24 protein-coding genes and 1 riboswitch are annotated in these 26,182 nt (G+C 28.1%); of the genes, 10 read left to right on the plus strand and 14 right to left on the minus strand.

Annotated features, from left to right (window positions below):
* Positions 1-69: 69 nt before the first annotated feature.
* Positions 70-270, minus strand: coding sequence for a sulfur carrier protein ThiS (gene thiS, locus BW723_RS15490; protein ID WP_068358051.1), 201 nt, complete (start codon positions 268-270; stop codon positions 70-72).
* Between the two features lie 71 nt (positions 271-341).
* Positions 342-436, minus strand: a riboswitch (TPP riboswitch).
* A 32-nt stretch (positions 437-468) separates the two neighbouring features.
* Positions 469-780 (minus strand): LETM1 domain-containing protein, encoded by a 312-nt coding sequence (locus BW723_RS15495; RefSeq protein ID WP_068358048.1) that lies wholly within the window; start codon positions 778-780, stop codon positions 469-471.
* A 405-nt stretch (positions 781-1,185) separates the two neighbouring features.
* Between BW723_RS15495 and BW723_RS15500 the strand changes: the two genes are divergently transcribed.
* Positions 1,186-2,877, plus strand: a complete 1,692-nt coding sequence (locus BW723_RS15500; protein ID WP_068358046.1) for a T9SS type A sorting domain-containing protein — start codon at positions 1,186-1,188, stop codon at positions 2,875-2,877.
* A gap of 142 nt (positions 2,878-3,019) precedes the next feature.
* On the opposite strand, the gene BW723_RS15505 is transcribed toward BW723_RS15500, so the two are convergent.
* Positions 3,020-4,183 (minus strand): proline dehydrogenase family protein, encoded by a 1,164-nt coding sequence (locus BW723_RS15505; RefSeq protein ID WP_068358043.1) that lies wholly within the window; start codon positions 4,181-4,183, stop codon positions 3,020-3,022.
* Positions 4,184-4,272: 89 nt separating this feature from the next.
* Between BW723_RS15505 and aroB the strand changes: the two genes are divergently transcribed.
* On the plus strand, positions 4,273-5,331 hold the full coding sequence (gene aroB / locus BW723_RS15510) for a 3-dehydroquinate synthase (protein WP_068358040.1): 1,059 nt from the start codon (positions 4,273-4,275) through the stop codon (positions 5,329-5,331).
* 79 nt (positions 5,332-5,410) lie between these two features.
* Here aroB and BW723_RS15515 read toward each other — a convergent pair whose 3' ends face one another.
* Positions 5,411-7,927 (minus strand): outer membrane beta-barrel protein, encoded by a 2,517-nt coding sequence (locus BW723_RS15515; RefSeq protein ID WP_068358036.1) that lies wholly within the window; start codon positions 7,925-7,927, stop codon positions 5,411-5,413.
* 435 nt (positions 7,928-8,362) lie between these two features.
* Complete coding sequence (locus tag BW723_RS15520; protein WP_068358033.1) at positions 8,363-8,815, minus strand: cold-shock protein; 453 nt, start codon at positions 8,813-8,815, stop codon at positions 8,363-8,365.
* Positions 8,816-9,117: 302 nt separating this feature from the next.
* Between BW723_RS15520 and BW723_RS15525 the strand changes: the two genes are divergently transcribed.
* The 4 genes from BW723_RS15525 to BW723_RS15540 are packed head-to-tail and all read left to right on the plus strand — an operon-like array spanning position 9,118 to position 14,258.
* Positions 9,118-9,789 (plus strand): TetR/AcrR family transcriptional regulator, encoded by a 672-nt coding sequence (locus tag BW723_RS15525; RefSeq protein ID WP_068358030.1) that lies wholly within the window; start codon positions 9,118-9,120, stop codon positions 9,787-9,789.
* Between the two features lie 4 nt (positions 9,790-9,793).
* Complete coding sequence (locus BW723_RS15530; protein ID WP_068358028.1) at positions 9,794-11,458, plus strand: peptidase domain-containing ABC transporter; 1,665 nt, start codon at positions 9,794-9,796, stop codon at positions 11,456-11,458.
* 9 nt (positions 11,459-11,467) lie between these two features.
* Entirely contained in the window at positions 11,468-12,832 is a 1,365-nt protein-coding gene (locus BW723_RS15535) for an HlyD family secretion protein (protein ID WP_068358026.1), read from the plus strand.
* Between the two features lie 28 nt (positions 12,833-12,860).
* Positions 12,861-14,258: a TolC family protein gene (locus tag BW723_RS15540; RefSeq protein ID WP_083139602.1), complete on the plus strand. Its 1,398-nt coding sequence runs from the start codon at positions 12,861-12,863 to the stop codon at positions 14,256-14,258.
* Positions 14,259-14,262: 4 nt separating this feature from the next.
* On the opposite strand, the gene BW723_RS15545 is transcribed toward BW723_RS15540, so the two are convergent.
* Together BW723_RS15545 and BW723_RS15550 are read right to left on the minus strand one after the other, a co-directional pair.
* Entirely contained in the window at positions 14,263-14,463 is a 201-nt protein-coding gene (locus BW723_RS15545) for a helix-turn-helix transcriptional regulator (protein ID WP_068358023.1), read from the minus strand.
* Between the two features lies 1 nt (position 14,464).
* A complete protein-coding gene (locus tag BW723_RS15550) occupies positions 14,465-14,908 on the minus strand; it encodes a hypothetical protein (protein ID WP_068358021.1) in 444 nt (147 codons plus the stop codon).
* 112 nt (positions 14,909-15,020) lie between these two features.
* On the opposite strand from BW723_RS15550, the gene BW723_RS15555 reads away from it, so the two are divergent.
* Complete coding sequence (locus BW723_RS15555; protein ID WP_068358019.1) at positions 15,021-15,452, plus strand: hypothetical protein; 432 nt, start codon at positions 15,021-15,023, stop codon at positions 15,450-15,452.
* 15 nt (positions 15,453-15,467) lie between these two features.
* Here the strand turns inward: BW723_RS15555 and BW723_RS15560 are convergent, their stop codons facing one another.
* Positions 15,468-15,932 (minus strand): MaoC family dehydratase, encoded by a 465-nt coding sequence (locus tag BW723_RS15560; RefSeq protein ID WP_068358016.1) that lies wholly within the window; start codon positions 15,930-15,932, stop codon positions 15,468-15,470.
* A 72-nt stretch (positions 15,933-16,004) separates the two neighbouring features.
* Here BW723_RS15560 and BW723_RS15565 point away from each other — a divergent pair, with 72 nt between their 5' ends.
* Positions 16,005-19,259 (plus strand): S41 family peptidase, encoded by a 3,255-nt coding sequence (locus BW723_RS15565; RefSeq protein WP_068358011.1) that lies wholly within the window; start codon positions 16,005-16,007, stop codon positions 19,257-19,259.
* A gap of 106 nt (positions 19,260-19,365) precedes the next feature.
* Here BW723_RS15565 and BW723_RS17640 read toward each other — a convergent pair whose 3' ends face one another.
* The 5 genes from BW723_RS17640 to BW723_RS15585 form a co-directional block, all read right to left on the minus strand.
* Positions 19,366-19,662, minus strand: a complete 297-nt coding sequence (locus tag BW723_RS17640) for a type II toxin-antitoxin system RelE/ParE family toxin (RefSeq protein ID WP_068358008.1) — start codon at positions 19,660-19,662, stop codon at positions 19,366-19,368.
* Positions 19,663-19,908, minus strand: coding sequence for a type II toxin-antitoxin system ParD family antitoxin (locus tag BW723_RS17645; protein ID WP_068358241.1), 246 nt, complete (start codon positions 19,906-19,908; stop codon positions 19,663-19,665).
* A gap of 93 nt (positions 19,909-20,001) precedes the next feature.
* Entirely contained in the window at positions 20,002-20,625 is a 624-nt protein-coding gene (locus BW723_RS15575; RefSeq protein WP_068358003.1) for a trimeric intracellular cation channel family protein, read from the minus strand.
* Positions 20,626-21,747: a DEAD/DEAH box helicase gene (locus BW723_RS15580; RefSeq protein WP_068358000.1), complete on the minus strand. Its 1,122-nt coding sequence runs from the start codon at positions 21,745-21,747 to the stop codon at positions 20,626-20,628.
* 122 nt (positions 21,748-21,869) lie between these two features.
* Complete coding sequence (locus BW723_RS15585) at positions 21,870-22,268, minus strand: acyl-CoA thioesterase (protein ID WP_068357997.1); 399 nt, start codon at positions 22,266-22,268, stop codon at positions 21,870-21,872.
* A gap of 93 nt (positions 22,269-22,361) precedes the next feature.
* On the opposite strand from BW723_RS15585, the gene BW723_RS15590 reads away from it, so the two are divergent.
* Positions 22,362-23,705, plus strand: a complete 1,344-nt coding sequence (locus tag BW723_RS15590) for an MATE family efflux transporter (protein ID WP_068357993.1) — start codon at positions 22,362-22,364, stop codon at positions 23,703-23,705.
* A gap of 185 nt (positions 23,706-23,890) precedes the next feature.
* Entirely contained in the window at positions 23,891-25,504 is a 1,614-nt protein-coding gene (locus tag BW723_RS15595; RefSeq protein WP_068357991.1) for a carboxypeptidase-like regulatory domain-containing protein, read from the plus strand.
* Here the strand turns inward: BW723_RS15595 and BW723_RS15600 are convergent, their stop codons facing one another.
* Positions 25,505-26,179 carry a DUF2461 domain-containing protein gene (locus tag BW723_RS15600; protein ID WP_068357988.1) on the minus strand — a complete coding sequence of 225 codons (675 nt, stop codon included), beginning with the start codon at positions 26,177-26,179 and terminating at the stop codon, positions 25,505-25,507.
* Positions 26,180-26,182 lie beyond the last annotated feature (3 nt).

Here is a 26,182-nt window from a genome sequence, read left to right on the forward strand (position 1 = left end):
CTCGATACAATTTTTCGTACCTTAAAATCACTCGAACTGACATTTTCGAATATTTAATTACTTGTAGATTTATCCACCTTGGGTAGATTTAATAATTAAAACAACATCTTCTTCTTGAAGAATTTTAGAAGACCAATCTATTCTTTTAACAACACTGTTATTTATAGCAATAGCAATGCCATTGGTGGTAATTTTTAAATCATCAACCAGTTTTTGTAATGTTGTTTTGTTGGAAATTTCTTGTCTTTTGTTGTTTACTTTTATATACATCGTACTTGATTTTAAAGTAAACTTTAGAAGAAAAATAAATACATAATTGTACCACAAAATGTACAAGCACGCATTTAAGAATGACTTTTTCCTACGTTGGTATTAACCAAATCAGGTTCTAAGGATATTTCTCAAACTAGTTACCTAGCTACTCCTAAAGTTTAATAATTCAAATATATTATATTATTATGATATATTTTATAAAGTCGATTTTTTATTTTTATCACCAGGTAAATCATCTTGAAATGCTGATGGTAAAATATCTGGTATTAATTTGATTAAAAGCGGTAATAATAAAGCGCCACCAGGCAGTAAGAAAACAGCTAAAGCAGGAATTGCTTTACAAATATCTAACAACTGAATTTTAATTTTTTCTTTTTCTTCTTCTGTTAAATTTGAGTGTGTAGATTTTCTTATTAATTGCATTGCTTCTTTGCTCTGCAATAATTCTCGATGCAAACGTAATTTATTTCTTTTCAGTAAAAACTTTATTTCATCTATGGTTTGCATTATTATTTTTAAATTAAATATCTAATTATGGTATAATTAGAAAAGATAACAAACTTTGTATTGCAAAAATATTTTTTGTAATCTTTTAATTAAGAGTTTTATTTTAATAAATTTTGCCAATTATTCTGTTGAATTTTATACTTTAAAAAAGTAGGAAACATAAATTCTTCTTTATAAAATTAATCAAATAGAATATAGCAAAGATATAATTAGACAATAAATAATGAATAATAAATTTTACTATTTAGCATCTAGATTATAAAAGCATTCCATTCATATTTATAACAAGTTTTTATTTAAAATAATAAACAAACACTTTATTACTTTTTTTTGTATTTCTCACAGGTTAGCACAGGTAAGTTAAGTTCTTAAATATTGTTAATTTTAGAGTATAAATAAAATTTTATGAATAACTTATTTAAGTTGCTATTAAACATATCTATATGTTTAAGTTATTTCTTAACAAATGCACAATCTGTTGGAGAAGTTACTAAGGTAGGTGATACTTGGACAACTACAGTAGATGGTATTACGAAATATACAGGAATAAATATGATAGATGCTGTTAACGGTGCTTGTTTAAATATGGGTGCTGGAACCATTAATGTTAGAAGTTCTGGAGATTCCGGACCTGGAAATAGCGCTATTAAAGGATGTTTAATACAAAGTAACCAAACAATTGATTTTCATGGAAATACAATGAACTGTACAGGTGAACCATTATTAGTTGTACCCGTAAAAGCTAGTGATAAAACTAATATAACTGTAAAAAACCTAAACGTTACAGGTACACCACGTTATGTAATTTGGTATACTAACGAGTGCAAAAATATGACATTAACCAATATTACAAGTAACACCACTAGAGGTAATGGTATTCGAATAGCAGGCACAAAGATTAAAGGCAATCCAAGTATACTAAAATATGCTAGTAATTTAACAATTAATGGTAATATTAATATAAAATCTAAAGGGCATTCAATTGAAACTTTATTGGTTAAAAATGTAGAAATTGATACTGTTTATGTATCTGCTGAAGTTGGGTGTGGTGTTCTTTTAAATACATCTGAAAACTGTAATATTAATGCTATTTATGCAACAGATTGCGATTATGGAAGTAGTTATGCTGGTTTTAGACAAGCTAATGACAATGGTACAACCCATTTAAAATATCTAAACGCCAAACACTGTGGTAGAGGAATGTATACACTAACAGGAAGTGAAAATGTTACCGTAGATGAAGTCGATATTGATGACTGTTCAGAATCTGGTATAAGTACCGCTACAACAGCTAAAGGTGTTCGTGTTTTAAGTGGTACCGTAACTAATTCTAATAAAAATATAGATATCTGGAATGGCGCTTCTGATATTTGTTTAAATGTAAATAATGAAAGTTTTGGTGATGCTTGTGATCCTGTATATTATGAATTAGTAAACAAAAATAGTGGAATGAGTATAGCTGTTGATGGAGCTAGTGATTTAAATGATACCAATATCATACAAAAAACTTCTAATAATACAAACATTTCACAACAATTTGAAGTTTCAAACATAAACGGATATTACTTTATAGTAAACAAAGGATCTGGTAAAGCTTTAAGAGCTTCTGGAGACAATGTTATACAATTTACTTTTGATGCAACATATTGGTCAGAAATGTTTTCAAGAATTGATGCTGTAGATGGACATTATCTTTTTAAAAACAGAAATACCAGCAAGTGTATGAGTGTAGAAAATAATTCTTCTTTGGATGGCGCAAGTATTGTTCTACAAAATTGTGATGAAAACGATTCAAGTCAACAATTTGCTTTAAATAAATTAAATATAACCTTAAGTAGTGAGTCTATTTCTTTTAAAAATAAGAACTATAATATATATCCTACAATAACTAGTAATAATATAAATATTGATTTTTCAGATACATTAATAAGTAAAACCAAGCTCACAGTTTCGAATATTAATGGCAAAAAAGTATTTTCTAAAACTTTAACAGATAAAAAGAATGAATTAGACTTTTCTAATTTTAGTTCTGGAATATATTTTTTAAAATTAGTGAACAGTAAATTAGATGAAACTGTAAAAATAATCAAGCAATAAACCTTACTTTCTAATCTAAATCCTAGGATTTTATTAATTTAATGTACCTTTTTTGAAGAGAAACATACCAAAATTTTAAATAAATTATCTACTATTTTAGCTATTACTATTTTTAAATTTAGTAAGATACATAAATAAGAATTTATATTTTCCTACGTTTACGTTCTATTTTTAACAGATTTAATTCTCTACTTGTTTGCCCAGCAACAGAAGTATTTTCTTCTGCTCTTCTAATTAAATAAGGCATTACATCTCTAACAGGTCCAAAAGGTAAATATTTTGCAACATTATAACCTTGATTTGCTAAATTATAACTGATATGATCGCTCATACCAAACAGCTGCCCAAACCATAGACGATTATCATCTGGTTTTATATCATATTTTTTTGCCAATTCCATTAATAAATAAGAACTCTCTTCATTATGTGTACCTGCAAATAATGCCATTTTAGGATGTTCCATCATATATCGAATAGCCGCATCATAATTGATGTCAGTCGCATTTTTATCTTTACAAATTGGTGAAGGATAGCCTTTTTCTTCAGCTCTTTCACGCTCTTTTTCCATATAAGCACCTCTAACTACCTTAATACCAATATAAAAATCTTTTTCTTTTGCTTTTTGATGTAAAGCCTCTAAATATTCCATTCTATCGTGTCTGTACATCTGTAGCGTATTAAAGACTATGGCTTTTTCTTTATTATACGTTTCCATTAAACCTTCAATTAAATCGTCTGCAGCTTTTTGCATCCAACTTTCTTCGGCATCAATTAACAACGGAACATCTTTTTGTACAGCAACTTTACAAACTTTATGAAAACGATCTTCTATTCTGTTCCATTCTTCTTTTTCTTCGGATGTTAAATCTATACCTTCAGATATTTTTTGATATAAGCCAAATCTACCAAAACCAGAAGGCTTAAAAACGGCATAAGGAATCGATTTCTTTTCTTCACAGAAATTAATGATTCTTAGTATTTTTTGCAAAGCACCATCAAAACTAACCTCTTCATCTTTACCTTCTACAGAATAATCTAACACACTGTGCACGTTTCCATTATCATACATATTATCAATAATTGGCAAACAATCATCTTCTGTAACTCCACCACAAAAATGATCGAATACCGTAGAACGAATTAAACCTTCTATAGGTAAATGAGCTTTTAATGCAAAATTTGTGACTGCACTCCCAATTCTAACCATTGGCTGACTTTGTATCATTTTGAACAAAAAATAGGCACGTTCTAATTGGGAATCAGATTTTAAAGCGAAAGCAACTTCTGTGTTGTCAAAAAGTTTCATAATTTGAATTTTACTGAAAACAAAGATAGTTGAAGAGTGCAAATAATTCAATTATTTATTTTTAATTTGCATACTTAATAAATACACCAATGCAAACGATACAAGCAGTTTCTTATCCTGTTCATTTTCAGGAAGAAAGCTATAAAGCACTTTCTAATTTAATCGAAGAAAATAATTATTCTACAATCTTTATTTTGGTTGATGAAAATACTCTTGAGCATTGTTATCCGAAGTTTATACCGAATTTATCTACAGATAAAAAGATTGAATTGATAGAAATTGAGTCTGGAGAAATCAATAAAAATCTTGAAACTTGTATTGGAGTTTGGAATGCAATTACAGAATTAGGTGGAGATAGAAAAAGTTTACTAATTACTTTAGGTGGTGGTGTTATTACAGATTTAGGTGGTTTTGTAGCTTCGTGTTTTAAACGTGGAATCGATTTTGTAAACATACCAACAACCTTATTATCTATGGTTGATGCTTCTGTGGGTGGTAAAACAGGTGTAGATTTAGGTGTTTTAAAAAATCAAATAGGATTATTTGCAAACCCAGAAATGGTTATTGTTGATAATGCGTATTTAGAAACTGTAGCGCCTAGAGAAATTAAATCTGGAACCGCAGAAATTATTAAATATGGTGTAACTTACGACATCAATTTATTTAATGAAATAAAAGATAACAAAGACTTAAATATTAGCGATTTAATTTTTAGATCTGTAGAAATTAAAAACGAAGTAGTTTTACAAGATCCTAGAGAGAAAAATTTACGTAAAATTTTAAATTTTGGACATACATTAGGCCACGCCATAGAATCTTTTTACTTAGAATCTGAAGACAAAGAAAACTTAACGCATGGAGAAGCCATTGCAATTGGAATGGTTTGCGAATGTTATATGTCTGCTAAATTATTAGGTTTTCCTGAAGAAAAAGTTACTGATGTTAAAGACGTTGTAGTATCTATTTATGATAAAACCACTTTACTAAAAGAAGATTTTTCATCAATCTTAGATTTACTAAAACACGATAAGAAAAACGTTAACGGACAAGTAAATTTTGTTTTATTAAACGATTTTGAAGATTTTAAAATTGACTGTAAAGTTCCTGAAGCCTTAATTATTGAAAGTATGGAGTTTTATAATCAATAAAAACTAGATTAAAGAACATATAAAAAAGACCTTTCTATTTTACTATAGAAAGGTCTTTTTACTTTTTTAAATTATTATTTTAAAACTCTCGTTTTCCAAACTCGCTATCAATAAATTTCGATTTATTTTTAGCTGCATTAAAACTATAAGACAAGTTTAAAGTAACCATATCTACTTCATATACATAATTTGTAGTTGTATAAAATTGATTGGCTCTAGAGGTTGTAATTCGTTGTTCGTTTGTATTTAGCAAACCCATATCTATATTTTGCCATTGAAGTGTAGTTGTTAATCTATCGTCCATAAACTTTTTACGGAAAGTTAAATTTGGCGAGTAAAAACGAGAATCTTCACCCATTGCTGTATTTCTATCGGATAAATAATTAAAGGTGAATTGCAAAGATGCATTATCCCCAAAATTGTAAGTTGAATTTAAATTGATAGCATAAATTGTTGATTTAGAATCGATATCATAACTTCTTTCAACTCCATCTCTGTGTTTAAAATTTAAAACACCATCAATAGCATAATTATACACATTTACACCAATAAAATTAGACCAACTCTCAGTTGGTTTTAAAGTTGCACCAACCTCTAAACCTAAAGAATTACTTTTACCAACATTAGAATATACTCTGTTTATAATACTATCTAAAACTTGTCCATTTGCTTGATAAGCCAACGTATTTACACGATTTATAACATTGGTTACATTTCTAAAATAGGCAGTTGCATACACTGAATTTCCTCCTTTTAATTTTTTAGTGATTCCTAATTCTACTAAATCTATAAATTCTGGTAATAAAGTATTATCACCTTGTTCAAAAACCTCAGAATGCTCGCGTTCTGCAAAACTATTCATTTTAAAAGTAGTTGTTCTTTCTACTCTTTTGCTATAAGCGGTTTTAATATTGGTTTTATCATTAATTTTATATTGTAAAGAAGCAGAAGGAAATAATTTTACAAAATCATAATTATATACATTTTCTGTAGATTCACTCTGTAAAGCTTCTTTATACTCTCTATCCATAGATTCTACACGAACACCTGCTGCATAATTCCATTTACTTTTATCACCAGAAACCTGAGCATAACCAGAATGGATTTTTCTTTTTAAGCTAACATCACTAGAAAATTCAGGTACTAAAACTCCATCTCTTTCATACACAAATTTACCTGTATGATCTAAATCTCTATATTGATAACCGGTTTCTAAAGTACCAAAAGCAAAAGGTTTCCATTTGTAATCTAAATTAAAACGAGCACCATATAAAGGATTATCATTGGTATTGTATTCTCTTTGATAAACAATATTATTATCAGGATGACCTAAATTATCATTCTCAGTCGGACCTCCTAAAAAAGTGTATTCATATAAAAATGATGTAGAAAGTTTAGAATCATTATCAAACTGATGCGAATAATCGAAACTTCCTAAAGCAAAATCTCCTTTTCTTATTCTTAAATTATGATTGTAATAGGCAAAAGTATAATCTCTTGTAGATCCGCCAATTGGCGATATTGAATGATTATCGTAATACACAATATCTGCCAAACGCTCTTTAGTTCGTTTGCCTGCAAAAAATCCTAAAGAAAAAGCATCAGATTTATTTGGTGTATAATCTACATTAAAACGACCATTGTACGTTACTTCATCAAAACTACGCTCACCATCCGAAGGCAAAAAAGTAGTTTTATTTTGGGCAGCATTTACAATAAACATATCTCCTTCTCTTCTTCCAGCTTTATCATTTCTTTGATAACTAGCACCAACAGAAACATTCCATTTGTCTGTTCTGTTATTTACAGTTACATCAATTCCGTATCTTTTTGCTGCCACTTTTGTATCGTAATCTTCTATAGAAGGCAAACCGCCTTTTACATTTACTTGTGCAAAAGTTCCGTTAATTGCACCTTTTTTAGTGATAATATTTAAAATTCCACCTTTACCTTCTGGATCGTATTTTGCAGAAGGAGCAGTAATTAATTCTACTGCTTCTAATGCATTTGCTGGCAATTGTGCTAAAATAGCACTGGCATCACCTTGGGTTGGCTTCCCATTAATTAAAACTGTAAAACCTTTACTACCTCTTACACTAATATCACCTAAACCATCAATAGTAACAGAAGGTAAGTTTTTAACCACATCTACAGCATTACCACCAACCGTATTTTGAAACTTTTTAGTATCAAAAACCTGTCTATCAATCTTATGTAAAACTGTTTGTTTTTCTGAGTTGATAACTACTTCATTTAATTGGTTACTAGTACCTAAAATCAATTTTATAACTCCTAAATCTTTCTTTTCTCCTTTTTTATTGATGTTGATTGATGCTATTGTTTTTAATTGATAACCAATAAATGAAGCTTCTATATAATAATTACCTGGTTTTATATTATCAATAGAAAAAATACCATCAAAATTGGTTACAACACCATTTACTAATGTTTTTGTAGCTGAATTATACAGCGTAACTGTAGCGTATTCTAGTGGATAATTTTCATCATTTTCAATAACTTTACCAGTTATTTGTGCAGTTGCAATCTGACTCAGCAATAAAGCCAAAATTAAAAACATACATTTTGTTAATTTCATTGTTTTACTTTTTAGTTAATTCTATTTGGTTTGACTATGTGTGTAATTTTGGACAAAATATTAGCACAAATTTTATTGGATAGATTTATTACTTATCCTTTGAAATTTGAGTTCTAAAATTAATCCTTAACAATATTAAACAAATGTAATTTTGAAACTAGTAGTAAAATGGTCTATTTGAAAAACAAATGTTCTAAGTAGTAATATTTTTTAATATAAATGACTTTAGAGTTTCATTGTTATACCTAAGTTAAGTATTACAATCTTAGCAACCTTTATAATTCTTAAATTTTTATGTATTTATAATCTGCTATTTTAATATAGGTATTGATAGTGTTTTTCATCAATAACAAACTTTAAATTTTTCTAAATAAAGGGCATAAAAAAAAGCCTTTTAATTACAAAAGGCTTTTAATTATTTGTTGTTAAATAAAGTTATATTTTCTTCACTTTTACAGCATTCATACCACGCATTCCTTTTTCAAGTTCAAAAGAAACTTTATCGTTTTCTGCAATTTGATCTATTAAACCACTAACGTGAGTAAAATATTTTTCACCATTATCAGAATCTATAATAAAACCAAATCCTTTAGAAGTATCAAAGAAATTTACTTTACCTTTTCTTACAGGATCTTCTTCTGGTAAATCTTCTTTTTTAGTTACAGATATCTGAATATCTTCTAACTCGTATTCTACTTTTAATTCTGGATCTGGTGGAGTATCTGTTAAATTTCCATTATGATCTACATAAGCAAACTGAATTCCAGAAGTTCCATTTTCTTCTTTATTTGCTTTTCTTGCTTCCATTTTTTTACGCTTATCTGCTCTCTTCTTTAAGCGTTTTTTTTCTTTTTCACTTTTACTAAATGTCTGTTGCGATTTTGCCATTAACTATATAAATATTTTTAATATGATTTAACCTATACTCGTTTGAGAAATTTTCTTTTTTCTAAGAATATAAGCTTTTGAAAATTGTCTTAAACCTAAATTTATAAAGACAATATAGCTAAGTAGGTAATTTTAAGAAATTTCTCAGTTTTACAAAGGTATTATAAAAAAAAAGGTTTTCAAAATTGAAAGCAATATTAAATTATTTCTCTAACCCTCAAAATGTTAATAAAACATTAAATATACAAAAAATCTCATTATTAATAGTATTACTATTATATTTGCATTTTAAATTACCAAGTATGAAAGATTTATTATCAGTTTTAAAAATATCTGTGCCTAATAAAATTTTTATAAAAGACCCTGAAACGTCAGAATTAGGAAAAAGAATTATAGAAAATAGCATCATTTTAATTAATGATATTGGTTTTGAAAGTTTTACTTTTAAAAAATTAGGTATTAAAATCAAGTCGAACGAAAGTTCTATTTATAGGTATTTTGAGAGCAAACATAAATTATTACTCTATTTATCTTCTTGGTACTGGGCTTGGTTAGAGTATCAATTAGTTTTAGAAACATTTAGTATTTCTGATAAAAAAGAAAAACTAGAAAAAGCCATTTTCATAGTAACAAAAACAGTAAAAGAAGACAGTAATTTTTCGCACATAAATGAAACATTATTATATAAAATAATTGTGAATGAAAGTTCTAAATCTTTTTTAACCAAAGAAGTAGATAAAGATAATAAAGAAGGTTATTTTGAAGTCTATAAACGATTAATTACTAGATTAAAAGCAATGATTGTAGATGTAAGTCCAGATTATAAATATCCATTAAGTTTAGCGAGCACAATACTTGAAGGTGGTTTACATCAACATTTTTTAAACGAACATTTCCCTTCTATTACTAATAGTAAAAAAGGAAAAACACCAACAAAATTTTTTATAAATCTTATACATCAAACTTTAAATTAATTCAATGGAAAACAAACAACTAACTCCTTGGCAACGTTTTATTGGATTGTTGAGATTAGAGAAAAGAGATATTTTTCAGATCTTTTATTATGCTATTTTTGGCGGATTTGTAGCACTAACCTTACCTCTTGGTATACAAGCAATTATCAACTTAATACAAGGCGCACAAGTTTCTACTTCTTGGGTAGTTTTAGTAGTAGTGGTTACAATTGGTGTACTTTTTTCTGGTGCTTTACAATTAATGCAATTAAGAATTATAGAAACCATTCAGCAAAGAATTTTTACAAGAGCTTCTTTTGAATTGAGCTATCGATTTCCTAAAATAAAAATGCATGAGTTGCACAATTATTATCCACCAGAATTGGCAAACCGTTTTTTTGATACGATTACCATTCAAAAAGGTTTATCAAAAATTTTAATTGATGTACCTACTGCTATTCTACAAATTATTTTTGCGTTGATACTGTTATCATTCTATCATCCTTTTTTTATCATTTTTGGTATTCTTTTGCTGTTTTTAATATTTATTGTTTTTAAATTCACAGCTCAAAGGGGTCTAGAAACCAGCTTATTAGAGTCTAAAATTAAATATAAAGTAGCACATTGGATTCAAGAAGTTGCAAGAACCGTAGTAAGTTTTAAACTTTCTGGTAACACCAATTTAGCAATGACTAAAAATGATGATTTAGTAAATAAATATTTAGAAGCTAGAGAAAATCATTTTAAAGTTCTACTCTTACAATTCAGTCAAATGATTGGTTTTAAGGTAATTGTAACTGCAAGTTTATTACTAATTGGTGGAGCGTTAGTGCTAAGTCAAGAAATGAACATTGGGCAATTTGTAGCTGCAGAAATTATTATTCTTTTAGTAATTGGCTCTGTAGAAAAATTAATTATTGGTTTAGAATCTTTTTATGATGTATTAACATCTATAGAAAAAATAGGCCAAGTTGTAGATAAAGAATTAGAATCTCAAATTGGAGAAAAACCAATCTTTAAAAAAGGATTAATCTTAGAATTGGATGAAATTTTTTATGATGTAGATGATCGCGAAAAATCGATAATTAAAAACCTTTCATTAACCCTAAAACCTGAAAGTAGAATTTTAGTAATGGGAGAAAGTGGTGCAGGTAAATCGAGTTTATTACGTTTAATTTCAGGAATTATAGAACCAACTTCGGGTAATATTTACGTGAACAACTTATCCTTAAGTAGCTTACATAGAAATCATTATAGATCTCAATTAGGCTTATCTCTTTCTGAAGAAAATCCTTTTGAAGGTACCATAAGAGAAAACCTAATTTTTGGTAATGATAAAGTAAAAGACAGCCAAATTTTTGAAGTTTTACAAGTTGTTGGTTTATCGCAATTTTTAAAAGAACAACCTAATGGTTTAGATACCATTTTGTATCCAGAAGGTAAACAGATGTCTTATACTATTGCTAAAAAAATAATTTTAGCAAGAGCCATTATAAAGCAACCTAAAATAATGATTTTAGAAGATCCTTTAGATCAATTTAATCTAGAAGAAACTGTACGAATTATTGATTATTTAACTGATGTAAAAAAAACTTGGTCGCTAATTGTGGTGAGTAGCAAAAAGAGCTGGAGAACAAAATGCAATCAAATTATTACACTAGAAAAAGGAGAAATTAAATCTATAAATTAAGAAAAAGTCATGTTAAATATTTCTAACAATCAATTAAATAAGACTGTAGATTTAAAAAAGTTTAAATCTGGTAAAAGTATTTTTACCAAAAATTATTACAAGTCTTTTAATAAATTTTTATTGGCTGCTGCAATCTTTGGTTTTATTGTGCTCTTTTTACCTTGGACACAAAATATTACAGGTAATGGTTTGGTAACTACCTTAACACCAGATCAAAGGCCACAAACTATTCAATCTCAAATTCCTGGTAGAATAGAACAATGGTTTGTGAAAGAAGGAGATACTGTAAAAAAAGGAGATGTAATTTTAAGAATATCCGAAGTAAAAAGCGATTATTTTGATAACAAATTAATAGAAAGAACCAATGAGCAGATTAATGCAAAAACCTCTTCTGTAAATGCTTATAAATACAAAGTGGAAGCTTTAGATAGACAGGTAATTGCCTTAAAAGAAGAGCGTAAACTAAAATTAGAACAAGCGCAAAACAAATTATTACAGTCTAAATTAAAAGTAAAAAGCGATAGTATCGATTTTGAAGCTGCAAAAACAAATATTAAAATTGCAGAAAGACAATTTAACAGAACTCAAACTTTACAAAGCGAAGGTTTAAAAGCTGTAAAAGATGTTGAAGAAAAACGTTTAAAATTGCAAGAAACTCAAGCAAAATTAATTGGCAAAGAGAACAAATTATTAGCTACAAAAAATGAAGTTTTAAACGCAAAAGTTGAAATATCTAGAGTAAAAGCAAGTTATGCTGATAAAATTTCGAAAGCAGAAAGCAATCGTTTTACAGCACAATCTAGTGGTTATGATGCTAAAGCACAGGTTTCTAAATTAGAAAATAGCAATAGTAATTACAAAGCAAGAAATAGTTTATTAAATGTTACTGCTCCTTTTGATGCGATTATTAACAAAGCTTTAAAAGGCGGAATTGGAGGTACCTTTAAAGAAGGTGAAGATTTAGTGGGTATTATGCCAATTAAATACGATTTAGCTGTAGAAACTTTTGTAAGACCAATAGACTTACCTCTTTTACATATTGGTGAAAAAGTTCGTGTTCAATTTGATGGTTGGCCAGCAATTGTATTTTCTGGATGGCCAAATGTTTCTTACGGAACATATGGTGCAAAAGTAGTTGCAATAGAAAATTTTATAAGCAATAATGGAAAATATCGAGTTCTTTTAGCACCTGATGAAACAGATCATAAATGGCCAGAAGCCATTAGAGTTGGCTCTGGTGCTAAAACAATTGCGCTATTAGAAGATGTACAAATTTGGTACGAACTTTGGCGACAACTAAACAGTTTTCCTCCAAATTATTATCAGCCTGAAAATAGTAAAAAAGGAACATCAGACAATAAAGATAAAAAATAGTATGCGTTCATTTTTAGATTATAAATCGATGAAAAATTACATTATAATATTGTTTTTATTAATGGTTGCCCATTTTTCTGCACAAGAAAAAGTAACTTCTGTAATGAGCTTATCAGAATATTTAAGCTATGTAAAAAAGTATCACCCTATTGTAAAACAAGCCAATTTAGTAATTAATAATAGCGAAGCAAAACTACAAAAAGCTAGAGGTGCTTTTGATCCTAAAATTGAAGTTGATTTCGATCAAAAAAAATTTAAGGAAAAAGAATATTACAATAAATTAAATGGTGCTTTTAAAATACCTACTTATTACGGATTGGAATTTAAAGCCAATTTTGAGAATAATGAAGGCGAATACCTAAACCCAGAATCTACAGTACCAACAGATGGTATATATGCTGTTGGTGTTTCTGCTTCTTTATTAAACGGATTGCTGATTAACAAAAGAATGGCAGCTTTAAAACAAGCAAAATTTTTTATCAATCAAGCAAAAGAAGAACAACAAATATTGGTAAATGAAATTTTATACAATGCAGCACTCTCCTACTTTAATTGGTTAAAAACCTATAATGATAAATTGGTTTATGATGCTTTTTTAGAAAATGCCAACATCCGTTTTAACAACACAAAAAGAGCTTTTCAAGAAGGCGAAAAACCTGCCATAGACACTTTAGAAGCAGGAATTAATTTAAACACCCGAAAACTTAATTTAGAAAAAGCACGTATAAAATTGGTAAAATCTTCTCTAGAATTATCTAACTTTCTTTGGATGAATAACAACACACCTATAGAATTACAAGATCATATTATTCCTGATGTTTCTACTTTAGATAACGTAGATACTACTTTTAACATTGCACTTTTTAACGATGCTAATTTCGACATCAACAACCATCCAAAAATTAAAGCTTTAGAGTTTAAAATAGAAAGTTTAACTATTGATAAAAAATTAAAAATGAATAACTTATTACCAAAATTAGATGTTCAGTATAATTTTTTAACTACTACTCCAGAAGAATCAAATTCTTTAAATGTAGATAATTACAAAGCAGGCATTAATTTTAAATTACCTATTTTTTTAAGAAAAGAACGCGGCGATTTAAAACTTGCAAAAACAAAATTACAAGATGCCAAACTAGAAAATGAAGCGACTAAAATATCCATCAAAAATAAAATAAATGCATTGCAACAAGAGTTAACTTCTTTTGTAATTCAAAATGAATACATTACCAATATTGTAAGAGATTATGACACTCTGTTAAAAGCTGAAGAACGCAAATTCTTTTTAGGAGAAAGCTCTTTGTTTTTAGTAAATTATAGAGAATCTAAATTGATAGAAACCAAATTAAAAGCTATTGAATTAGAGAATTCTTTCTTTAAATCGAAAGCCAATTTATTTAAAGCTGCAGTAATTACTATCAATTAAAAGATTAATCCTCATCATCTAAAGTAAAAAAATCATTTACAGAAATATTAAAAACTGCTGATAATTTTAAAGCCAAAACTGTAGAAGGCACATATCTATTTTTCTCAATAGAATTAATCGTTTGTCTAGAAACTCCTATTTTTTTTGCCAAATCATCTTGGGTTAAATCTAAAATAGCACGTTGTACTTTTAAGGTATTTTTCATATTAACGATTCATTCTTTTTAACTGCCAAAAGAACATCAACTGAACAATCAACATAAAAAATAATACCTGAAAATAATTAAAACCTTGTAGCGTTTCATTTTCATCAAGCAAAATACCTACTCCATAATTAATTAAAGGTTGCACTAAAGAATACACAATAGCTATTAAAAAAGCCAGCCTATAAGATTGAGATCGTAAACTATCTATAAACTCATCTTCTTCTTTACTTTTTGATAAAGAAATTATCAATAAACCCACTAATAAAAAAGCTTGTAAAATTGGTCTAATCCATTCTGAATTGTCAATAAATTTTCTGCCGAGCATTAAAGTAAAAGCAGCAATAGCAATTATTAATCCGATTTTTTTATACTGATAACCCAATTGAAACTTATTCATTTTTTCTAAATGAGTTCTTTCTCTTTCACAAATTGATTGTTTATACATCTTGTTTATTTGACAAATTAACTTATTAATATGTCAAATATACTTTACATATTTAACATAGACAAATATTTTTTATTACATTTATAACTTAACTAACTAAACTTTTTAAATTATGGCAACTATTACCAAACCTTCTAAATCTTTCTGGATCATTAGTGTTTTAGCACTTCTATGGAATGCAATTGGTGTGCTTGCATATCTTGGGCAATCTTTTATGACTGATGATATGAAATCGTTAATACCTGCAGATCAATTAAAATTAATAGAAAATACACCATCTTGGGTTACAGCAGCTTTTGCTGTTGCAGTTTGGTTTGGCTTATTAGGATGTATTTTACTTTTAGCACGCAAAAAATTAGCTCATAAAGTATTTATCATTTCTTTATTAGGGGTTCTCGTGCAAACAGGTTATACATTTTTTATGACTAACGCCATTGAAGTTTATGGTAATACAGGTTTAATTCAGCCAATATTAACAATTTTAATCAGCTTTTACTTGGTGTTTTTTGCTAAAAAGTGTGAAAATTCTGGAATCTTAGCCTAATACATACAATTATATTTATTCAAATAGAGCCACCAAAAATTCGGCAACACAAGCTGGTTTTTGTTGGCTTTTAATTTCTATAGTACAAGCAAATGTTATTTTAATTCCGTTATTATCTAAATCTTCTATTTCTTTAACAGAAGAGTGCATTCTTAACTCACTATTTACAGGTACAGGACAAGGAAAACGAACTTTATTTAAACCATAGTTTAAGCCCATCTTAACACTTTTAATAATAAACATTTCACCCAACATTTTAGAAATCATTGCTACAGACATAAATCCGTGAGCCACTGTGCTTTTAAACGGACTTTCTTTTTTAGCTCTTATTTCATCAGTATGAATCCATTGTTTGTCTAAAGTAGCATTTGCAAAATCATTTATCATCTCTTGAGTAATTGTGTACCAATCTCCTATGGGTAACTCCTTCCCTTTCATTAATTTAAAATCTTTTAAATCTGTAAATTCTAATGGTTTCATATTCGTCTTTTTTTAACTTTTTTTAGGTATTAAACTATTACAATTCATTAAATTAGTCAAAATTTTTAACCTATGAGATCAATTCTACTAATTCTTACATTTTTATCTATTTCTATTTACGGCCAAGACAATCCTCAATGGATGAGGCATTCTGCTATTTCTCCTGATGGAACACAAATCGCTTTTACATACAAAGGAGATTTGTATAAAGTGAGTGCCAATGGTGGTACAGCAAAACAACTTACCTATCACAATGCACACGATTATAAAGCAGTTTGGAGCAAAGACGGTTCTAAGTTAGCTTTTGCATCTAACAGATATGGAAATTTTGATATTTACACAATGAATTCAGAAGGTGGAGCAGCAACGAGATTAACTTTCCATTCTAATGATGAAATCCCTTTTTCCTTTTCTTCGGATGATAAAAATGTTGTTTTTGGAGCTTTAAGACAAGATGATGTTAATCACAGACAATATCCTTCTGGCTCTCAATCAGAATTATATAGTGTTCCTGTAACTTCTGGTAGAGTTTCTCAAATATTTACAATTCCTGCAGAATATATTCAGTATTCTAAAGACGGACAAACAATGTTATATCACGATAAAAAAGGTGGAGAAAATGAATGGAGAAAACATCACACATCATCCATAACCAGAGATATTTGGTTGTATGATGCAAAAACGAACAGTCATAAAATGATTACTACTCATAATGCAGAAGACAGACATCCATTTTTTACTGCTGATGAAAAAAGTATGTATTATTTAAGTGAAAGAAGTGGTTCTTTTAACATTCATAAAATGAATTTAGAAACTAAATCCGATATAAAATTAACCAATTTCAGTTTGCATCCTGTTCGTTTTTTAAGTGTAGCAAATGGTATTATTTCTTTTGGTTATGATGGAGAATTGTATACGATGAAAGAAGGAGCATCACCTAAAAAATTAGCAATTAAAATTATAACTCAAGATAAAGAAAATACAGAAAAATTTATTGCTGTAAATGGTGGAATTCAAGAAATGGCAGTTTCTCCAAATGGAAAAGAAATTGCTTTTATTGCTAGAGGCGAAGTATTTGTAACTTCTGTAGATAAATCTTTTACAAAAAGATTAACCAATACACCAGAAAACGAGCGTTTTGTTTCTTGGGGACCAGAAGGTAAATCTGTTGTTTACAGCAGCGAAAGAAATGGTAAATGGAGTGTTTTTAAATCTGAAAAAGTTAGAAAAGAAGAGCCATTTTTCTATGCATCAACATTAATAAAAGAATCTACTTTAATAGAAAACAAATTAGATAATTACTTAGCTGAGTATTCTCCAGATGGAAAAAAAATAGCTTTTATAGAAGGCAGAAGAACACTTAAAATAATTGATGTTGCCTCTAAAAAAGAAACTACATTGTTAACACCTGAAGATTTATTTCATATGAGAGATGGAGATAAATACTTTACTTGGAGCTCAGATAGCAAATGGTTATTGGTAGATTGGAGCAAAACTTTAAGCAATAGTGAAGTACTTTTAATGGCTGCTGATGGTTCTAAAAGAATCAATTTAAACGAAAGTGGTTATTATGATTATTATCCAAAATGGGTAAATGGTGGTAAGCAAATGTTGTGGTTTAGCAACAGAAACGGTTTAAAATCTTATGCAACAAGTGGTCGATCTCAATCAGATGTGTATAGTATGTTTTTTACTCAAGAAGCTTGGGATGAATTTAATTTAAGTGATGAAGAATACAAATTAATGCAAGCCATAAAAGAAGAGCAAAAAAAGAAAAAAGAGGAAGAAAAGAAAGACGAAAAAGACGAAAAAAAATCTAAGAAAAAAGACGCTAAATCTAAAGAAAAGAAAGAAGAAGAAAAAACAAAAGCTCTTGAGTTTGACTGGGCAAATATGAAAGACAGAACCAAAAGACTAACCATACATTCTTCTAGTTTAGGTGATGCTGTATTGTCTAAAAAAGGAGATTTTTTATATTATTTAGCAAGTTTTGAAGGTAAATCGAATCTTTGGAGTACTAATTTAAGAACTAGAGAAACCAAAATGTTAATGCCATTAAATACTCGTTCTGGTAGTTTACAATGGGATAAAGAAATGAAAAACCTTTATTTACTGAGCAGTGGCAGAATTACAAAACTAAATCCGGCAAGTAAAAAACAAGAAGGTGTTTCTATAAAAGGTGAAATTTTATTAGACGAATATGCAGAAAGAAAAGCCATGTTCGATCATGTTTGGATTCGTACAAATGCCATTTTTTATCATCCAGATTTTCACGGAATTAATTGGGGTAAAATGAAAGAAGAATATCAAAAATACCTACCTCACATTTCTAACGGTTATGAATTTTCTGAAATGTTATCAGAAATGTTAGGAGAATTAAACGTTTCTCATGCAGGTGCTAGATACAGTGGTAGTAGCGTTTCTAATGCAGATGCAACAGCTTCTTTAGGTGTTTTTATGAATTACGATTTTAAAAATGATGGAATTTTAATTGATGAAATAATATCAGGAGGTCCTTTAGATAAAGCTAAATTTAAAGTAGAAAAAGGAAACATTATCACAAAAATAGATGGTGTAAACATCTCTAAAGATCAAGATATAGCCAAATACTTAAACCGAAAATCGGGTAAATTTATGCTCTTAGAAATTCTTGATCCAAAAACAAAAAAGACGCAAACCATAACTGTAAAACCTATTTCTTTGGGCCAAGAAAACAGATTACTATACAATAGATGGGTTAAAATTAATGAAAAAGAAGTAGCAAAAGAAAGTAAAGGGCAATTAGGTTATGTACATATTCCGGGCATGAGTGATGGACCTTACAGAAGTATTTACCAAGATATGATGGGTAAATATGCTGATAAAAAAGGTGTAATTATTGATACTCGTTTTAATGGTGGTGGAGATTTAGTAGCAGATTTAGCTATGTTTTTTACTGGAGTACCATTTATAACTTATGCTACAGAAGCAAAAGTTGTGGGTGGAGAACCAACTTCTAGATGGACAAAACCAACTTTATCTATCTTTAACGAAAGTATGTATTCTGATGGACATTGTTACGCTTCTGGTTATACAGATTTAAAAATAGGAAAAACTGTTGGTATGCCAGTACCAGGAACTTGTAGTTTTGCAGGTTGGGAAGGTTTACAGAATGGTGGTTACTGGGGAGTTGTACCTGTAAGCGCTAAAAACAAAGCTGGTGAATGGATGGAAAACAACCAAACAGAACCTACTATTAAAGTTAAAAATATGCCTGGTAAAGTAGATAATGGTATAGATGAACAATTAATGCGTTCTATTCAAGAGCTTTTAAAGGATGTAAACTAAATTATCAAAATCGATATTGTAAAATGACCTTTCTAATTTCTTAAGAAATTGGAAAGGTCATTTATTATTTTATAAATAAATATTTTTCATCCAATTTATAAAATCATTACTTTAACCTTTCTTCAATATTCATTCTTTGATGTAAAATACGAATAATTTCTATTTGTGATTTTTGGTAATTGATTTTATAAAAGATAAAATGCGATTTTACTTTAGTTTTAAAATAGCCGTCTTTTACATAACTAAAATCTAAACCTAACATAGGGTTCTTACAGATAAAATCTATTTCCTGAAAAATTAAGTTAATATATCTATCAGCTTGTGCAATAGACCAAGTTTCAAAAGTGTAGTTCCAAATTTTTGTTAAATCGATTTCAGCCTCAATACTGATTTTAAAATCCATTTATTTCAAAGCATTTTTGTGCATTTTATCTAAGAAAGTATTCTTATCAAAATTTTCTATAAAACCAGAATTTTCACCTTTTTCAAGTGCTTTAATCAACTCCTTTTTCTTGTTTTCTTCTTGTTCAAAAAATCTTAAAGCAGTTCTTACTACCTCACTTGCAGAAGAATAACGACCACTACTAATTTGTTCATTTATAAAATTATTAAAATAGTTACCTAAAAGTATCGATGTATTTTTCGCCATTTTTATTCTTTTCATCAAATATACCAAGTCTTGGTATTATTTGCAAATAATAAATATTTTGATAGCAATTAAAGTAATTCAAAACAATATTTTCTAAGATTTAGAAAATAAATCATCCTTAATTTTGGGCAACTCTAAATGAAATTTTACAGCAATTAACCTGATGATAACAATTATAGAAGCAGAAATAATAAAAACAATATCCTCAGAAATTCCGAAATAAGAAAGACATAAATAAGAAACTCCGCCAACTAAACAAGCAGAAGCATAGATTTCTTTTTCAAAAATTAAAGGAACCTTATTGGTTAGTACATCTCTTAAAACACCTCCAAAAACTGCAGAAATCATTCCCATTATAATTGCGATAATAGGATGTAATTCGTAATTCAAACCTTTTTGCAAGCCTAATAAAGTAAATACACTTAAACCAATAGTATCAAACAAAAACAACGTTTTACTTAAAAACGCAATTTTACTTTTGAATAAAAATGTTAAAACAACAGCAGTTAAAATTGTCCATAAATAATTCAGGTCTCCAATCCAATTTATAGGATGAGCATCAATTAAAACATCACGTAACATTCCACCACCAACAGCAGTTACAAAAGCAATAATAATTACACCAAATAAATCGAACTTTTTATCAGATGCAACCAAAGCTCCACTAATTGCAAAAGCAAAGGTTCCTAATATGTCTAAAACATAAATTAGTTCCATTTAAACAGTAACTTCTGTAAATTTTATATTTAATTCTTTCTGTAGTTCGTGCACTCTTTCTAATTCGTAAGGTAAAACTAAAGCTAAAGAAACACCTGTTTTTCCTGCTCTTGCAGTTCTTCCAGATCTATGTGTATAATAGTCTGTTTGTTCTGGTAATTGATGGTGAATTACAAACTCTAACTCTTTTACATCAATTCCACGTGCAGAAACATCCGTAGAAATTAAATATTGTAAACTTTCATTTTTAAAAGCACGCATAACTTTATCACGTTCTTTTTGTTGCATATCACCTTCTAAAGCTGCTGCAGAAAAACCTTCTTCTGTTAATTGTTTGGCTAGATTTTGAGCGCCTGCTTTTGTTCTACAAAAAATAATACCTCTTTGAGCTTCTCTTTTTTCAAGAAAAGTAATTATTAAATCTGTTTTTTCTTTAATAGTTGTTTTGACAAAATGATGTCTAATATTCTCATTCACCAAAGATTTAGGGTTTACCTCTACTCTTGGTGCATTTCCATCCATATAAGTTTTAATAATCTTCTTAATTTCTTCTGGCATTGTAGCCGAAAATAACCAAGTTTTTCTGTCAGATTTTGTCGTAAACTTTAAGATTCTATTCAAATCTTGTTTAAAACCCATACTTAACATTTCATCAGCTTCGTCTAAAATAACGGTTTTTACGTGGCTAATGTCTACTGCTCCTCTTTCTATTAAATCGATTAATCTACCAGGTGTTGCAACTACAATATGGGTTGTTCTTTTTAAATTATTCATTTGTCTATCTATCTTTTCTCCTCCAAAAACGGCTTCTAGAAAAATACGTTCATCAACATATTTTGTAAACTTGAATAATTGTTTTTTAATTTGCTGTACCAACTCTCTTGTTGGCGATAAAATTAAAGCCTGAATATGCTCTGAACTAGCATCAATTTGATGTAAAACAGGCAAACCAAATGCAGCAGTTTTACCTGTACCTGTTTGTGCTAAACCTATAAAATCGGTTTTAGATTTTAATAAAATTGGTATGGCTTTTTCTTGTATTTCAGTAGGCTTAGAAATCCCAATTTCTTGGATTGATTTTATATAATCTTTACGAATTCCGAGTGCAGAAAATGTTGACATTGTTTCTTAATTTTTTGCAAAGATACTTTTATTAATGTGTACTGACACAAATTACACAAATTGTACAAAAAATAACAACAATTTTAAGTTAAGAATGATTTTTACTGTAAAATTAAAATGGATTAATTCTGTAGCACTTTTAAAACATCTTCTCTAATTCTTGTAGGCTTAAATGTTTTGGCATTTAACATTGCCCAAGTTGTTTTTGCTTTTACCAACAACACATTACCTTTATAAAACTCCATAAAACGTATAGACGTTATTCCTTTAGTTTCTCCTACCCAAGTTTTTACAGTAATTTCATCGCCCAAACCTGCTTGCTTTAAATAATCAATTTCGTGTCTTATTACTACCCAAACATATTGTGGCAAAGGATTTTCTTTGGTTAAAAAAGACCAATGTGTTGTGGCAATTTTATCCATCCATTTTACATAAACCAAATTATTTACGTGTTGTAAATTGTCTATATCTTCTGCAGAAACAGTAATTTTTAACGTGAAAACGTTTTCTAATTTATTCATTATAGCAAACATAGATATTTTAATAAACCTATAATAATTATTGATAATAGTTTAACAAAAAGCTTTTAATTTATGTTGATATTTGCAACTCTTATGGCAAAACTAGCAAACGATTTAGGTACAGAAAAAATTAGTAGTTTATTGATAAAACAAGCAGTACCAGCTACAATTGGTATTCTTGTGATGTCTTTAAATATGATTGTAGATACTATTTTCGTTGGACAATGGGTTGGGGTTTTAGCAATTGCAGCCATAACAGTGGTTTTACCCATTGCTTTTTTAATTTCATCTATAGGAATGGGAATTGGTATTGGAGGAAGCTCTATTATTTCTAGAGCTTTAGGCGCAGAAAACTCAAGTAAGGCTTTTTTAACCTTTGGTAACCAAATTTGTTTAACACTTATTTTAGCCATTATTTTTGTGCTTTTAGGTAACTTTTATAGTGTACCCATTTTAAATTTGTTTGGAGCTAAAGGAGATATTTTACCAATTGCATCAGAATATTTTGCTATGGTAATTTTTGGAGTACCTTTTTTAGCTTTTGCAATGATGGGAAATCCTGTAATTAGAGCAGAAGGCAAACCTAAATTTGCAATGTATGCAATGATAATTCCTGCAATTTTAAACATTGTTTTAGATGTTGTTTTTATTAAGTTTTTTGATTGGGGTATGACAGGTGCTGGTTTAGCTACTTCTATTTCTTATGCAAGTATTGGTTTGTATATTTTATATTTCTTTTTATCAAGTAAAAGTGAACTTAAAATTATACCCAAAAACTTTGCTTTAGATGGTAAAATTGTAAGAGAAATTGTTGAATTAGGTGGAGTTTCAGTTGTTAGACAAGGTGCAATTAGTGTATTAATGATCGTTTTAAATTATTCGCTTTTTACTTATGGTGGAGAGATTTCTATTTCTATTTTCGGAATTATAAATCGAGTAATGATGTTTTCTTTATCGCCAGTAATGGGCGTTTCTCAAGGTTTTTTACCTGTTGCAGGTTTTAATATTGGCGCTAAAAAGAATGATAGAGTTAAAGAAACCATTAAAAAATCTATATACTTTGGTTCTATTTTAGGGACATTCATTTTCTTGGCAATCATTTTGTTTAAAGAACAAGTAATACAGATTTTTACAGATGATATTACTTTGTTAAATGAAACCCCAAATGCAATGCTCATTGTGTTTATTGCAACCCCTATTATTACAATGCAATTAATTGGTTCTGCTTATTTTCAGGCAGCAGGTAAAGCAATGCCTGCTTTATTACTAACCTTATTAAAACAAGGAATTTTCTTAATTCCTCTAGCCTATATTTTACCAAAATATTATGGTGTTCTTGGTGTTTGGTGGTCTTTCCCAATAGCAGATATTTTATCAACAATAGTTACTGTTTTGGTTTTAAAAAGAGAGATTGATAAGAATTTAATTTCTGCTTAATTAGCCAATATTAAATTTATAATTATAAGAATTGGACATTTTGTTGATGATATAAGTAATAATTATGCTTATAAAAATTAAAAATTTTATCACAAAATGTTAAAATAAATAAATTTAGAATTCTTATTACTAAATTTATAAATACTAAACAGCTATTTAAGAATTTAATTCAAACTGATTCATCAATGCCTTTTCTTAGAATTTTAAAAAACAATAAAATTATCTTTTTAATTCTTTGTATATTTTTCTCAACAACTTATTATTCTCAAATAAAAACTAAAATTAGAGGAAAAATACTTGATAAAACCACAAAACTACCAGTTTCTTATGCTACTATCCTTTTAAAAAAAAATAGTTTAGGATTGTATGCAAATGAAGAAGGTGATTTTTTAATTTCTAATAGTTTAAAATATCAATCAGATACCATTATTATTTCTTCTATTGGTTACAAAAAAATATATCTACCTATAAAAGGTCTATCAAAAAAAGAAATAAATAAAATCTATTTACATCAAGTTAAAGAAACCCTAGATGAAATTACTATTGTGTCTAATAAAAAGAAAAATAAGGTACCTTCTAAATCATTAATTAAAGAAGCAATTAAACGAATACCACAAAATTACCCATCTAGTTCTTTTTCTATATTATCTTATTACAGAGATTATTTAAAAAGAAATGGTACATATTATAATTTAAATGAAGCCATTATTCAAACTATAGATAGCGGTTTTTTAACGCCACACTATAAAAATAACTTTCGCCTTTTAAGTTATAAGAACAACCCAAATTTTACTAGAGAATCATTTATTCCTGATGATTATGATAGTATTAATCAAAGTCCTGATTATCAAAATCCAAAAAAATATGTTCCTTATGCTAAAATTCCTAATAAAGGTGGAAACGAATTATTTATTTTATTAGGCCATGATCCTTTAAGAAATTACAATACCACTTCATTTTCGTTTATAAATAAATTAAAAAGAGATTTTATAAAAAATCATTCCTTTAAAAAACCCATTAAAATATTTCAAGATGAAACAATGTTTTATAAAGTACCTTTTTATACTCATAAAAATATTATTTATAATGGTAAACCTGTACATAAAGACGCCAATAAGAATGTAATAGATACTAAAGAACAACAAACTGATATTGCTTTAATTGAAGGAGAAATTGTTATTAATCCTAAAGATTACACCATACATCAAATTAAATATAAAGCAATATTAGAATCGACTAAAAAGCAAGTTTACGAATTACGATTAGAATATGGTTACATAGATAATACCAAATCTTTAATGCGTTTAAATTATGTTTCTTTTAATAATGAGTTTTTTACAGTAGATAATAATGATAAAGATTATTTTAAAATTGTTAATTACAAAAGAAAAGATAATTATTTATCCATCAAAACAAATGCTGTTATAGACGCTAAAAACGCAACAAACAAATCACTTTATAACATTTATAATAAAAAAGATAAAATTAAAATTAAAATTAAGAATGTAAAAATAGTTGGAAATGAAATTAGAGTATTTTTTAAACATCCTTATCAACTTAATTTAGAATTAAAAATAGATATTAGGAATATTAAAGACAATAAAGGAAGAATTATTAACCAAAAAAAATTACTTCGTTACTATCAGTTTAGAGAACTTTTTGTGCAACAGTTTAATAAAGAGGTTTCTTTTACAAACAAATGCTATATGCAAAATGTACCTTTACATAAAAATTGTATTTCTAAATCTGCTGAAACAAAAGATTTTTTAATGAATAGCCCGTTTCAAAAAATTGATTAATTAATCAATAATACTTTCTCCATTTAAATTAGTAGTTAAAATATCACTAAACAAATTAAAGAAAGGTCTTAAAGCTTTAAAACTTTCATCTAATTCTGATAAAAAATTAGGCGATAAAACCTCTGCATCTGTAAAATTTCTAATTGCTATAAAGCCTTTTTTTCTTAATAAATCTATGTCTTTATGTGTTTTATCAAAACCCCTTGGAGCAGATTTTAATTCATCTCCGGCAAATTTACCTCCAAAATGTTTTATATAATTTTTATCATTTAAAATATCATAAAATTCTGATGCGTCTTGCTCAATTTCTTTTCTTAATCTAAATAAATCATCTTTTTCTGGCTGCCAAAATCCACCTCCTAAAAATGTTTCTCCAGGCTTAATTTGTAAAAAATAACCTCCTCTTAATGCTGCACCTAATCTAGAAAATGAAACTGCTAATCTTGGATTATAGGGAGTTTTATCTTTAGAAAAACGTACATCTCTATAAATTCTATAGATTTTCATTTTTTCTATTTCATCGTGTTTTTCTAAATTTAATTGCATTTCTAAAAACACTTCTTTTACCTGACTTTGAATTTTAGTAAATGTAGGTTTGTGTTCTGCAAACCAATCTCTATTATTATTTTTTTGTAAATCTTTTAAAAATTGAAACGTTGATTTCTCTATCTGCATTCT

It is taken from the genome of Polaribacter reichenbachii (assembly GCF_001975665.1).
Lineage (GTDB): Bacteria > Bacteroidota > Bacteroidia > Flavobacteriales > Flavobacteriaceae > Polaribacter > Polaribacter reichenbachii.